Source organism: Vibrio sp. Y20_XG_PY13, assembly GCF_024181925.1.
Classification (GTDB): domain Bacteria; phylum Pseudomonadota; class Gammaproteobacteria; order Enterobacterales; family Vibrionaceae; genus Vibrio; species Vibrio parahaemolyticus.
Genome location: NZ_JAMZAL010000015.1, coordinates 13,088 through 26,013, shown reverse-complemented (window position 1 = coordinate 26,013; position 12,926 = coordinate 13,088). Strand labels below are relative to the sequence as shown.

The 12,926-nt window shown below is 46.9% G+C and carries 13 protein-coding genes; 10 read left to right on the top strand and 3 right to left on the bottom strand.

What is annotated here, in order from left to right; translation table 11 throughout:
- Window positions 1–44 precede the first annotated feature (44 nt).
- The 8 genes from atpE to glmU all read left to right on the top strand — a co-directional run bounded on the left by atpE (window position 45) and on the right by glmU (window position 7,247).
- Complete coding sequence (gene atpE, locus NL646_RS21540; RefSeq protein WP_002540812.1) at window positions 45–299, top strand: F0F1 ATP synthase subunit C; 255 nt, start codon at window positions 45–47, stop codon at window positions 297–299.
- A gap of 71 nt (window positions 300–370) precedes the next feature.
- On the top strand, window positions 371–841 hold the full coding sequence (atpF, locus tag NL646_RS21535) for a F0F1 ATP synthase subunit B (protein WP_005458451.1): 471 nt from the start codon (window positions 371–373) through the stop codon (window positions 839–841).
- Window positions 842–855: 14 nt separating this feature from the next.
- Window positions 856–1,389 carry a F0F1 ATP synthase subunit delta gene (atpH, locus tag NL646_RS21530; protein WP_005481164.1) on the top strand — a complete coding sequence of 178 codons (534 nt, stop codon included), beginning with the start codon at window positions 856–858 and terminating at the stop codon, window positions 1,387–1,389.
- Between the two features lie 13 nt (window positions 1,390–1,402).
- A complete protein-coding gene (gene atpA, locus NL646_RS21525) occupies window positions 1,403–2,944 on the top strand; it encodes a F0F1 ATP synthase subunit alpha (protein ID WP_005457301.1) in 1,542 nt (513 codons plus the stop codon).
- Between the two features lie 44 nt (window positions 2,945–2,988).
- Window positions 2,989–3,855: a F0F1 ATP synthase subunit gamma gene (atpG, locus tag NL646_RS21520; RefSeq protein ID WP_005457304.1), complete on the top strand. Its 867-nt coding sequence runs from the start codon at window positions 2,989–2,991 to the stop codon at window positions 3,853–3,855.
- A 35-nt stretch (window positions 3,856–3,890) separates the two neighbouring features.
- The gene (atpD, locus tag NL646_RS21515; protein ID WP_005481178.1) at window positions 3,891–5,294 is read left to right on the top strand and encodes a F0F1 ATP synthase subunit beta; all 1,404 of its coding nucleotides are present in this window, start codon (window positions 3,891–3,893) and stop codon (window positions 5,292–5,294) included.
- A gap of 18 nt (window positions 5,295–5,312) precedes the next feature.
- Complete coding sequence (locus NL646_RS21510) at window positions 5,313–5,735, top strand: F0F1 ATP synthase subunit epsilon (RefSeq protein WP_005456027.1); 423 nt, start codon at window positions 5,313–5,315, stop codon at window positions 5,733–5,735.
- Between the two features lie 150 nt (window positions 5,736–5,885).
- Window positions 5,886–7,247 carry a bifunctional UDP-N-acetylglucosamine diphosphorylase/glucosamine-1-phosphate N-acetyltransferase GlmU gene (gene glmU, locus NL646_RS21505; protein ID WP_005497454.1) on the top strand — a complete coding sequence of 454 codons (1,362 nt, stop codon included), beginning with the start codon at window positions 5,886–5,888 and terminating at the stop codon, window positions 7,245–7,247.
- A gap of 75 nt (window positions 7,248–7,322) precedes the next feature.
- Here glmU and NL646_RS21500 read toward each other — a convergent pair whose 3' ends face one another.
- Window positions 7,323–8,063 (bottom strand): amino acid ABC transporter permease, encoded by a 741-nt coding sequence (locus NL646_RS21500; protein WP_069515135.1) that lies wholly within the window; start codon window positions 8,061–8,063, stop codon window positions 7,323–7,325.
- Between the two features lie 115 nt (window positions 8,064–8,178).
- On the opposite strand from NL646_RS21500, the gene NL646_RS21495 reads away from it, so the two are divergent.
- Window positions 8,179–8,955 (top strand): transporter substrate-binding domain-containing protein, encoded by a 777-nt coding sequence (locus NL646_RS21495; RefSeq protein ID WP_253664673.1) that lies wholly within the window; start codon window positions 8,179–8,181, stop codon window positions 8,953–8,955.
- Window positions 8,956–9,012: 57 nt separating this feature from the next.
- On the opposite strand, the gene punC is transcribed toward NL646_RS21495, so the two are convergent.
- Window positions 9,013–10,218 (bottom strand): purine nucleoside transporter PunC, encoded by a 1,206-nt coding sequence (gene punC, locus NL646_RS21490; RefSeq protein ID WP_025499525.1) that lies wholly within the window; start codon window positions 10,216–10,218, stop codon window positions 9,013–9,015.
- A 154-nt stretch (window positions 10,219–10,372) separates the two neighbouring features.
- On the opposite strand from punC, the gene punR reads away from it, so the two are divergent.
- A complete protein-coding gene (gene punR / locus NL646_RS21485; protein ID WP_140303003.1) occupies window positions 10,373–11,275 on the top strand; it encodes a DNA-binding transcriptional activator PunR in 903 nt (300 codons plus the stop codon).
- 102 nt (window positions 11,276–11,377) lie between these two features.
- On the opposite strand, the gene ilvA is transcribed toward punR, so the two are convergent.
- On the bottom strand, window positions 11,378–12,925 hold the full coding sequence (gene ilvA / locus NL646_RS21480; RefSeq protein ID WP_253664672.1) for a threonine ammonia-lyase, biosynthetic: 1,548 nt from the start codon (window positions 12,923–12,925) through the stop codon (window positions 11,378–11,380).
- Window position 12,926 lies beyond the last annotated feature (1 nt).

Sequence of the window (12,926 nt, the reverse complement as noted above, 5' to 3'; positions counted from 1 at the left end):
TTTTATTTGGGCACTAAGCCAACAACTATAAATTGGAGATAGTAATGGAAACTTTACTGAGCTTTTCTGCAATCGCCGTAGGTATTATCGTCGGTCTTGCTTCTCTTGGTACAGCGATTGGTTTCGCACTACTAGGTGGTAAATTCCTAGAAGGTGCAGCACGTCAACCAGAAATGGCTCCTATGCTACAAGTTAAGATGTTCATCATCGCAGGTCTACTTGATGCGGTTCCAATGATCGGTATCGTAATCGCGCTACTATTCACATTTGCAAACCCATTCGTTGGTCAACTAGGTTAATCACCTTTAACTCGGGACAAGCTTTAGCTTGTCACTGATTAACACTAAGTCCAAATAGAGGGGTAGCTGTTGTGAACATAAACGCAACTCTGCTAGGTCAAGCAATCTCGTTCGCACTATTTGTGTGGTTCTGCATGAAGTATGTATGGCCACCATTGATGCAAGCGATTGAAGAACGTCAGAAAAAAATTGCTGATGGTCTTCAAGCAGCTGAACGTGCTGCTAAAGACTTGGATCTAGCACAAGCCAACGCTTCTGATCAGTTGAAAGAAGCGAAGCGCACAGCAACTGAGATCATCGAACAAGCGAACAAGCGTAAGTCTCAAATTATTGATGAAGCTCGCGAGGAAGCTCAGGCAGAACGCCAGAAAATCCTAGCGCAAGCGGAAGCAGAACTTGAAGCTGAACGTAATCGTGCACGCGATGAGCTGCGCAAACAAGTTGCTACTCTGGCTGTAGCTGGTGCTGAGAAAATCCTTGAGCGTACAATCGATAAAGATGCGCAAAAAGATATTCTCGACAACATTACTGCAAAACTTTAAGTCTGGGGGCGCATATGTCTGATTTGACTACAATCGCACGCCCCTATGCTAAAGCAGCCTTCGACTTTGCGGTAGATAAGGGCCAGCTAGACCAATGGGGTCAAATGCTGTCTTTTGCTGCTGAAGTTGCCAAAAACGAACAAATGAATGAGCTTCTAACCAGTTCATTCTCTGCTGAAAAAATGGCAGAAATCTTTGTTGCAGTTTGTGGCGAACAAGTTGATGCGCACGGTCAAAACCTTCTTAAGGTTATGGCTGAGAATGGTCGTTTAGCGGCCCTTCCTGATGTTTGTGAGCAATTCTTCATTCTGAAGAAAGAGCATGAGAAAGAAATCGATGTTGAAGTCATTTCAGCATCAGAGCTTTCTGATGAACAACTTGCAAATATTGGCAGCAAACTTGAAGCGCGTCTTGAACGCAAAGTGAAGCTGAATTGCAGTGTAGATGAGACCCTACTTGGTGGGGTTATTATTCGAGCCGGAGACCTAGTCATCGATGACTCAGCGCGTGGTCGTTTGAACCGCCTGAGCGATGCATTGCAGTCTTAATGGGGATTGGAGCATGCAACTTAATTCCACGGAAATTAGCGATCTGATCAAACAGCGTATCGAATCTTTCGAAGTTGTTAGTGAAGCTCGCAACGAGGGTACTATCGTATCGGTAAGCGATGGTATCATCCGCATCCACGGCCTAGCGGACGTGATGCAAGGTGAAATGATTGAATTACCGGGTGGCCGTTATGCACTGGCACTTAACCTTGAGCGTGACTCGGTTGGTGCGGTAGTAATGGGCCCATATGCTGACCTTAAGGAAGGCATGAAAGTTACAGGTACTGGCCGCATTCTTGAAGTGCCAGTTGGTCCAGAACTACTAGGCCGCGTAGTAAACACGCTGGGTGAGCCTATCGATGGTAAAGGTCCAATCGAAGCGAAATTGACTTCACCTGTAGAAGTGATCGCACCAGGTGTAATCGACCGTAAATCGGTAGACCAACCTGTACAAACTGGCTACAAATCAGTTGACTCAATGATCCCAATCGGTCGTGGTCAGCGTGAGCTTGTAATCGGTGACCGTCAGACTGGTAAAACAGCAATGGCGATCGATGCGATCATCAACCAGAAAAACTCTGGTATTTTCTCAATCTACGTAGCAATCGGTCAGAAAGCATCGACTATCGCTAACGTAGTTCGCAAACTAGAAGAGCACGGCGCGCTAGCAAACACTATCGTTGTTGTTGCATCTGCTTCTGAATCTGCAGCGCTACAATACCTAGCGCCATATGCAGGTTGTGCGATGGGCGAATACTTCCGCGATCGCGGCGAAGACGCACTGATTGTTTACGATGATCTATCTAAACAAGCGGTAGCTTACCGTCAGATCTCTCTACTACTAAAACGTCCACCAGGCCGTGAGGCATTCCCAGGTGACGTATTCTACTTACACTCACGTCTACTAGAGCGTGCAGCTCGTGTAAACGAAGAGTACGTAGAGCGTTTCACTAACGGTGAAGTGAAAGGTAAGACTGGTTCTTTGACTGCTCTTCCTATCATCGAAACTCAAGCAGGTGACGTTTCAGCATTCGTACCGACTAACGTAATCTCGATTACCGATGGTCAGATCTTCCTACAAACTGAGCTATTCAACGCAGGTGTACGTCCAGCGGTTGACCCAGGTATCTCAGTATCTCGTGTAGGTGGTTCAGCTCAGACAAAAATCATCAAGAAACTATCAGGTGGTATTCGTACAGCACTAGCTGCATACCGCGAACTAGCAGCATTTGCTCAGTTCTCTTCTGACCTTGATGAAGCAACGAAGAAACAGCTAGACCATGGTCAAAAAGTTACAGAACTAATGAAGCAGAAGCAGTACGCTCCAATGTCTGTATTTGACCAAGCACTAGTTATCTTCGCGGCAGAGCGCGGTTACCTTGATGATGTAGAACTGAACAAAGTTCTAGATTTCGAGGCGGCTCTACTATCGTACGCTCGCGGTCAATACGCTGAATTAGCAGCTGAGATCGACAAGTCTGGTGCTTACAACGATGAAATCGAAGCTCAGTTGAAGAAACTGACTGACGACTTCAAAGCAACCCAAACTTGGTAATTAGGTCGGTGGCAGTTTCTGCCACCAACTAACGGAGAGTAACGATGGCCGGCGCAAAAGAGATACGTAATAAAATCGGTAGTGTTAAAAGCACGCAGAAAATTACGAAAGCGATGGAAATGGTAGCTGCTTCAAAAATGCGTCGCTCTCAAGATGCAATGGAAGCTTCTCGTCCATACGCTGAAACAATGCGTAAAGTGATCGGTCACGTGGCAAACGCAAATTTAGAGTACCGTCATCCGTACCTAGAAGAGCGTGAAGCGAAACGTGTTGGTTACATCATCGTTTCGACAGACCGTGGTCTGTGTGGTGGTTTGAACATCAACGTGTTCAAAAAAGCCGTTACAGACATCCAAACATGGAAAGAGAAAGGCGCTGAAATTGAGCTGGCAGTGATTGGCTCGAAAGCAACAGCTTTCTTTAAACATGGTGGCGCAAAAGTTGCGGCACAGGTTTCTGGCCTTGGCGACAGCCCTAGCCTAGAAGACCTAATCGGTTCTGTTGGCGTAATGCTTAAGAAATACGATGAAGGTGAACTGGACCGTCTATACGTAGTGTTCAACAAGTTTGTGAACACTATGGTTCAGCAACCAACGATCGATCAATTGCTACCTTTGCCTAAATCGGACAGCAAAGAGATGCAGCGTGAGCACTCATGGGACTACATCTATGAGCCTGAGCCAAAGCCTCTACTGGATACGCTATTAGTGCGTTACGTAGAGTCTCAGGTATACCAAGGTGTGGTTGAGAACCTTGCTTGTGAGCAAGCGGCTCGAATGATTGCGATGAAGGCTGCAACGGATAACGCAACCAACTTGATTGAAGATCTAGAACTTGTGTACAACAAAGCCCGTCAGGCAGCGATCACACAAGAACTGTCGGAAATCGTTGGTGGTGCATCTGCGGTTTAAGCTTAGGTAAAACGAAATAGTTTAGAGGATTAACGATGGCTACAGGTAAGATCGTACAGATCATCGGTGCGGTAGTCGACGTAGAGTTCCCACAGAGCGAAGTACCTAGTGTATATGACGCTCTAAACGTAACGGACTCAAAAGAGCGTCTAGTTCTTGAAGTTCAACAACAGCTAGGCGGTGGCGTAGTTCGTTGTATCGTAATGGGTAGCTCTGATGGTTTACGTCGTGGAGTTGAAGTGGTTAACACTGGCGCTCCAATTTCAGTACCAGTAGGTACTAAAACTCTAGGTCGTATCATGAACGTCCTAGGTGACGCGATTGATGAGCGTGGTGAGATCGGTGCAGAAGAGGTTTACTCTATCCACCGTGAAGCACCAAGCTACGAAGAGCAATCAAACGAAACAGCACTTCTAGAAACTGGTGTTAAAGTAATCGACTTGGTTTGTCCATTCGCTAAGGGTGGTAAAATCGGTCTATTCGGTGGTGCTGGTGTAGGTAAGACCGTTAACATGATGGAACTTATCAACAACATCGCACTTCAACACTCAGGTCTATCAGTATTTGCTGGTGTTGGTGAACGTACTCGTGAAGGTAACGATTTCTACTTCGAGATGCAGGAAGCGGGCGTTGTAAACGTTGAGAATCCTGAAGAATCTAAAGTAGCGATGGTTTACGGTCAGATGAACGAGCCACCGGGCAACCGTCTACGTGTTGCTCTGACTGGTCTAACAATGGCAGAGCGTTTCCGTGACGAAGGTCGTGACGTACTACTGTTCGTTGATAACATCTACCGTTACACGCTTGCAGGTACTGAGGTATCAGCACTTCTAGGTCGTATGCCTTCAGCGGTAGGTTACCAGCCAACTCTTGCAGAAGAGATGGGTGTACTACAGGAGCGTATCACGTCAACTAAGCAAGGTTCTATCACGTCTGTACAGGCGGTATACGTACCTGCGGATGACTTGACTGACCCGTCTCCAGCAACAACGTTCGCGCACTTGGATGCAACGGTTGTACTTAACCGTAACATCGCAGCAATGGGTCTATACCCAGCGATCGACCCACTAGATTCTACGTCTCGTCAGCTAGACCCACTAGTTGTTGGTCAAGATCACTACGACATCGCTCGTGGCGTTCAGCAGACACTTCAGCGCTACAAAGAGCTGAAAGACATCATTGCGATTCTAGGTATGGACGAGCTATCTGAATCAGATAAGCAAGTTGTATCTCGTGCACGTAAGATTGAGCGTTTCCTAACTCAGCCTTACCACGTAGCAGAAGTATTTACAGGCGACCCTGGTGTTTACGTACCTCTTAAAGAGACTCTACGTGGCTTCAAAGGTCTACTAGCTGGTGAGTACGATGACATTCCAGAGCAAGCGTTCATGTACTGCGGTACGATTGACGATGCTATCGAGAATGCGAAGAAGCTATAAGGCTAACTAGGAGGCGATATGGCACCAATAACCTTTCACCTAGACGTAGTGAGCGCTGAGAAACGTATTTTCTCTGGTCGCGTAGAAACGTTTCAGGTGACCGGTAGCGAAGGTGAGCTGGGTATTTTCCACGGCCACACTCCGCTGCTGTCCGCTATTAAGCCTGGTATGGTGCGTATTGTGAAACAGCACGGCCACGAAGAGTTCATTTATGTCTCTGGTGGTATGGTCGAAGTTCAGCCTGGTACTGCTACAGTATTGGCTGATACAGCGATTCGTGGTGAAGATCTAGACGCAGCGAAAGCAGAAGAAGCCAAGCGCCGCGCTGAGGAGAAAATCCAGAATCAGCATGGTGACATGGACTTCGCACAAGCGGCCAGCGAACTGGCTAAAGCCATTGCTCAGCTTCGAGTTATCGAGCTGACCAAAAAGCGTCGCTAAGCTCAATTAGCAACGTTGCATGACAAAAGGCGACCTTTAAGGTCGCCTTTTTGATTATTTTTAGTTGGAAATTTACTTAATTCCATTAACTATTCAAAAAGAGCTGTTTAAAATAACGGCCAATTAACAGAAAACGTCTATAGGTTCTCAATGAAGTTCAGTGCTGTGATTCTTGCAGCGGGTAAAGGTACTCGTATGCACTCAAATATGCCTAAAGTGCTACACACTTTGGCAGGGAAGCCAATGGTTAAACATGTTATCGATACTTGTACTGGCCTTGGCGCACAAAACATTCACCTAGTCTTTGGTCACGGTGGTGATCAAATGCAAACCACACTTGCAGATGAGACTGTCAACTGGGTACTTCAAGCGGATCAGCTTGGTACTGGCCACGCGGTGGATCAGGCTTCTCCACGTTTCGAAGACGATGAAAAGATCCTAGTTCTTTATGGTGATGTTCCACTGATTTCTCCTGAAACCATTGAAAACCTACTTGATGCACAACCAACAGGTGGCATCGCGTTACTTACTGTAATGCTCGATAACCCGACTGGTTACGGCCGTATCATTCGTAAAAATGGTCCAGTGGTTGCTATCGTTGAGCAAAAAGACGCAAGCGAAGAACAAAAGCAAATTAAAGAGATCAACACTGGCGTAATGGTTGCGACTGGTGGTGATCTGAAGCGTTGGTTGTCAGGCTTAAACAACAACAATGCTCAAGGTGAGTACTACCTAACAGACGTTATTGCTGCTGCGCACGACGAAGGGCGTGCCGTTGAAGCGGTTCACCCAGTGAATGCCATTGAAGTAGAAGGTGTTAATGATCGCGCTCAACTTGCTCGTCTAGAGCGCGCGTTCCAATCTATGCAAGCACAAAAACTACTTGAACAAGGTGTGATGCTACGTGACCCTGCGCGTTTTGACTTACGCGGTGAGCTTCAGTGCGGTATGGATTGTGAAATTGATGCAAACGTGATCATTGAAGGTAACGTATCGCTGGGTGATAACGTCATTATCGGCACTGGTTGTGTTCTGAAAGATTGTGAAATCGACGATAATACTATCGTTCGTCCTTACAGTGTGATTGAAGGCGCAACCGTTGGTGAAGAGTGTACCGTCGGTCCATTCACTCGCCTGCGTCCTGGTGCTGAGCTACGTAACGACGCGCACGTCGGTAACTTCGTGGAAGTGAAAAACGCGCGCATTGGTGAAGGCTCTAAAGCAAACCACCTGACTTACCTTGGTGATGCGGAAATCGGTCAACGCACTAATATTGGTGCGGGCACGATTACGTGTAACTACGATGGCGCAAATAAGTTCAAGACCATCATTGGTAACGACGTGTTTGTTGGCTCTGATAGCCAGCTGGTGGCACCTGTCACTATTGCTGATGGTGCCACTATCGGTGCTGGTACCACATTGACTAAAGACGTGGAAGAGGGTGAGTTAGTGATCACTCGCGTTAAAGAGCGTAAGATCACTGGTTGGCAACGTCCAGTTAAGCAAAAGTAAGCTTTACCTGAGCTTAAAAGCTAAATTCTCAAAGCCGCTCCAGTGAGAGCGGCTTTGTCGTTTTTAGTGCAAGTATCAGTAACTGGGAATCGCGATACGCTTTTCCAACCAACGTACTGCTTGAGAAACGAATAGAATGAGTAACAAGTACTCCAGAACCAAGAAGGTATAAATTTCTAACGGTAAGTACTCATTAACCACTAACTCGTTGGCACGTCTCGTTAAGTCACTTAAACCGATTACGCTCACCAGAGAGCTCATTTTGAGAATGTAGACAAACTGATTCCCTAACGGCGGTAAAATTTGTCGAAATGCTTGCGGAAGAATCACCAAGCGCATCTTCTGCCAATAATTCAAACCAAGTGATTCTGCCGCTTCATGCTGACCTCGGTTGATCGCTTGAATCCCACCGCGAAATACTTCTGCCATAAACGCACTTTCAGCAATGGTCAGTGCAATTACCCCCGCCCAAAAATGATTGAGAGAGACATCGAGCAGCACTGGCATGCCGTAGTAAACCCATAAGAGCAACACCAATACTGGGATTGAGCGGATCACCTCAACGTAGATGCGATTCATCCATTTGAGCGTTGGTGAGCGAGAAAGTGCAGGCAACGCAATCAGCAGCCCAAGTGTCATGGCAAAACACATACTCAAGAGTGATACTTGAATGGTGTCATTAAACCCCGCGACTAAAAACTTTAGGTTGGTTATCCCTTGTTCCGTTGACGGGTCGAGTACATACCAGCCCCATTGGTAATCTGAGCAACCCGTTAACAACAGCAGCGAAATCAGCCATAGAGTTCGAAAGGTCACATTTACTCCCTGAATTAACTAAAAAACTTCCATTGTTACTGCTATGTTATCAATGGGGTTGTAATAAAGGTTAATAATTAAACCGTATAAGGTCATTATTTTTAAGGGAATAAAAATGAAAAAGATTTTGTTTGCGCTAGGAATATGTCTGCTTATGGTCACTCAAGTTGTTCATGCTCAGAGCCGTCTTCAAGAAATTCTGGATAAAGGCGTGTTGAGAGTAGGGACGACTGGGGACTGGAATCCAATGACAATGAAAGATCCAGCCACGAACAGTTATCGTGGTTTTGATATTGATGTCACAACCGAGCTTGCTAAAGATTTGGGTGTCAAAGTGGAGTACGTTGCCACCGATTGGAAAACGCTGGTTAATGGCATTACGGCCAACAAGTACGACATCACTGGCAGTGCGTCTTTAAACATGTCGCGTGCGAAGGTGGCTGGTTATAGCCAACCCTATTTCTACTTGGCGTTTGTGCCAGTGGTGCAGAAAAAAGACCTCGCCAAATTCTCTGATTGGGAGGATTTTAATAAACCCGATGTGAAAGTGGCTGCGACGTTAGGTACGGTACAAGAAAAAATGGTGAAAGAGTTCTTCCCATCGGCGCAGCATATCGTGATTGAAGCCCCCGCGCGAGACTTCCAAGAGCTGTTGGCTCGCAGAGCGGATGTGTCTGTGACTTCCAATGTGGAAGCGGCGACGCTGGTGAACAAGTTCAAACAGTTGGCGATTGTGCCTGTTAAAGCACCTCGCAGACCGACTCCAATCGCCATGTTGTTACCTCAAGACGACCAAGTCTGGATTAACTACATCAATCACTGGGTGGAGTTAAAAAAAACACAAGGCTTCTTTAAGCAGACTGCTCAGAAGTGGGGACTGAAAAGTTTATAAATGAAAAGAGCCGCTTTACGCGGCTCTTATTATGATCGGGTGGACTGAAGTACAGACTTAAAGTTCATCTTCGCTGACGACGCGAGCGTTGTCAGGTGTAGTGAAATGCTTAGAGAGTTCACGATTCGACAGAATGTAACCCATCCACAAGCCACCCATACAAATGACGATTGCCACGCCCGTAACCATTTGAGCTTGGCTTGCCATCGCGGCAACTAATGCGCTCGATAAGCTGCTCACACAGATTTGCAGACTATTCTGTAGGCCTGCTGCTGTCGCTGGGCTTTGGTGTGCACTAGCTAGGGCACGGTTTACGACGATTGGGTACAACGCACCATTTGCAACGGCAATCAAACAGAATGGCGCAAGAATTGGCCAGATTGACGTGAGCTCCCACTGTGAAGCGACGAAAATCAACAATGCAGCAACGCTGAACAGGCCGATTAACTGGCGTAATACTTTCTCATCACCAAACTTACGTACGCCGACTTTACCTAAATAGCCACCAGCCATAAACGCAATGGTTTGAGGGATGAAGCTCAGACCAATGTCTTTGGCTTCATAGCCTAGTTGCGCCATGATTTCTGGCATACCAGTAAGGTAAGCAAAGAACGCTGCCGACGCGGTTGCAAACATAAACACGTTACCTAGGTAAGTTTTTGAACCTAGTAACGCTTTAATATCCGCAGACATGCTGGTTTGTTTGATTTCGGCTTGTTCGTTTTTTTGTGCCATGGTTGCTGCAACGAGCACCACGCCAACAAGTGTTAACGCGATGAAAATACTGTGCCAACCAAAGCTATCCGCTAAAACCACACCCAGTTGAGGTGCAAGTGCTGGTGATAGTGCCACCAACGGCATGATGGTGGCAAAAATTTGCTGGCTACTGCTGGAGTAACGCTTGATCACCATCGCTTGCCAGATAACCGCAGGAGCACACACGCCGATTGCTTGCACAAAGCGCAGTGTCAGTAGCTGCCAAACTTCATCGCAGAATGCTAAGCCGAATGAGGCAATGGTAAAGAGTACCAGACCTGCGGCCAGCGTATTGCGGTGACCAAATTTATCCGATGCCAATCCCCACATCAACTGACCAAAAGCCATACCTACAAGAAATACGGTCAGAGAAAGTGCGATTTGTTCGGGACCTGTAGCAAAGTCGATTTCCATCGCTTTGAACGCAGGTAAGTACATGTCAGTGGCAACAAAGCCAAGCATAGATAAAGCTGCAAGATAAACGAGCTGTAGTTTTGATATTTTCATGATTCAACCAATCAAATTATTTAATCATTTTTTAATCAATATCAGTTGGCGCCAACCCTGATTTATTTACCTTATTATTCTATTTTTCGATTTTGAGAAAATAAAACGCTAAAATTGTTGGTTATCAATCAAATTTTTTGAAAGGTCAGAAATCATGTTCTCCAAAGCATCATTGGAAATGCTCGATACGGTTGCTCGGTTAGGCAGTTTCACGGCCGCTGCTGAAGTGCTTCACAAAGTTCCTTCGGCGATCAGCTATGGCGTGCGACAGGTAGAGCAGGATTTGGACGTCGTGCTATTTCGCCGCTTACCAAGAAAAGTTGAATTAACACCAGCGGGTGAGCTATTCATGGCTGAAGCTCGCTCGTTACTGCGTCAGATGGAAGAGGTGAAAGCACAAACTCGTCGCGCTGCGCACGGCTGGAAAACAACGCTGAAACTGACGCTGGATAACGTAGTGAAGCTCGAAAAGCTCAAGCCGCTAGTGGAAGATTTTTATCGAGAGTTTGAATTTGCGGAACTGCAAATCAACATGGAAGTCTTTAACGGCTCTTGGGAGGCGATCGCTCAAGGTCGTGCAGACATCGTCGTCGGAGCCACGTCAGCGGTCCCGGTCGGTGGGGACTTCGAAGTGAAAGACATGGGTGTGTTGGATTGGGCGTTTGTCATGTCGCCTGCTCATCCTTGTGTACGTCAGCAGGTTCTCACCGAAGAGTTTGTTAGCCAGTTCCCCGCGATTTGTCTGGATGACACATCGAACGTACTGCCAAAACGACACACAGGTCACTATGCCAAGCAGCGTCGTTTATTATTGCCCAATTGGTACAGTGCGATTGAATGTTTAAAAAATGGCGTTGGAGTCGGGTATATGCCGCGTCATATTGCGATGCCACTTATTCATGAAGGTGTGCTGGTGGAGAAACTGCTGCAAGATGACAAGCCATTGAGCCGATGCTGTTTGGTATGGCATAAAGATGACGATCATAAGTTGATCCAATGGATGGTGGATTATTTAGGATCACCGAATCAGTTGCATCAAGATTGGTTGCAGTGTTAGTCAAAAGAATCATCCGATCTCAGTATTAGCTCATCACTTGGTCCATGAAACCGTAAATTGGAAACAAAACACCTCGCTGCAGCGAGGTGTTGATAAGGCGAATTAAGACAAGAAAAACTTGTAGGATGGATTATCGGTTTCATCCTTACATTGGTAGCCAAGTTCTCGTAAATGCGTTGAAAATTGGGCTAAATCGCTTTCATCTAACTCGAAACCACATAGAACGCGTCCGTAGTCGGCACCGTGGTTACGGTAGTTGAATAGGCTGATGTTCCAATGGGTGCCAAGCGTGCTTAAGAACTTCAATAGTGCGCCTGGATACTCAGGAAATTCAAAGCTATAGAGACGCTCTTTCAGCTGTTTAGAGGGCTTGCCACCGATCATGTAACGAATGTGCAGTTTGGCCATTTCATCGTCGGACAAATCAACGACTGGGTAGCCACCTTCGCGTAGATCGCGAATGATGTTATCCAGCTCTTCCTGACCACCTTGCAGGCGTACACCAACAAAGATATTCGCCAGTTCATCATCGTTGTAACGGTAGTTAAACTCGGTGACAGCGCGGCCGCCAATCAGATTACAGAATTCAAAGAAAGCGCCTTGGCGTTCTGGAATCGTCACGGCCAATAGACCTTCACGCTTCTCACCTAATTCACAACGCTCTGAAACATAACGTAAACCATGGAAGTTGGTATTTGCGCCAGACAGCACCGTGGCAAGGTTTTTGTTTTCCAGTTGGTTTTGCTCAACAAACTTCTTCAAGCCAGCAAGCGCAAGCGCCCCGGATGGTTCAGCAATCGCGCGAGTATCCTCAAAAATGTCTTTTACGGCAGCGCAGATTTCATCGCTTGAAACCGCCACATGACCATCAATGTATTTCTGACACAAGCGGAACGTTTCTTCACCGATGCGTTTTACCGCGACACCATCAGCAAACATGCTGACTTGGTCGAGTACCACTGGCTCACCAGCATCAAGCGCCGCTTTCAGACAAGACGAGTCTTCAGGTTCGACGGCGATGACTTTGATTTCTGGCATCAGTTGCTTGACCAGAACCGCTACACCAGCCGCCAAGCCACCGCCTCCAACCGGCACGAAGATGTAGTCGAGATGACCATTTTGCTGCAGCATTTCCATGCCGATGGTGCCTTGGCCTGCGATCACCAATGGGTGGTCGAAAGGAGGCACGAACGTATAACCGTGTTGTTCTGACAAGCGTTCGGCTTCGGCTTTTGCTTCATCAAAGTTGCTGCCGTGCAGCACCACATTGCCACCGAAACTGCGTACCGCATCGACTTTGATGTCTGGCGTTGTCTTTGGCATAACAATCGTGGTTTTGATACCTAGCTTGGTGCCAGACAGTGCCATGCCTTGAGCGTGGTTACCAGCTGATGCTGCAATCACGCCTGCGGCTTTCTGTGCTTCAGTTAGGCTTGCCACCATGTTGTAGGCACCGCGCAGTTTGAACGAGTGTACGGGTTGGCGGTCTTCACGCTTGAGCTGCACGTTATTCCCGATACGTGCAGATAAACGAGGCATTTCTTGCAGCGGCGTTACTGTTGCGACTTCATAAACAGGTGCGCGAAGGATTTGGCGCAGATAGTCAGCGCCAGATTGATTCACTTTTTTTTCGGGTTGAGATTCCATCATG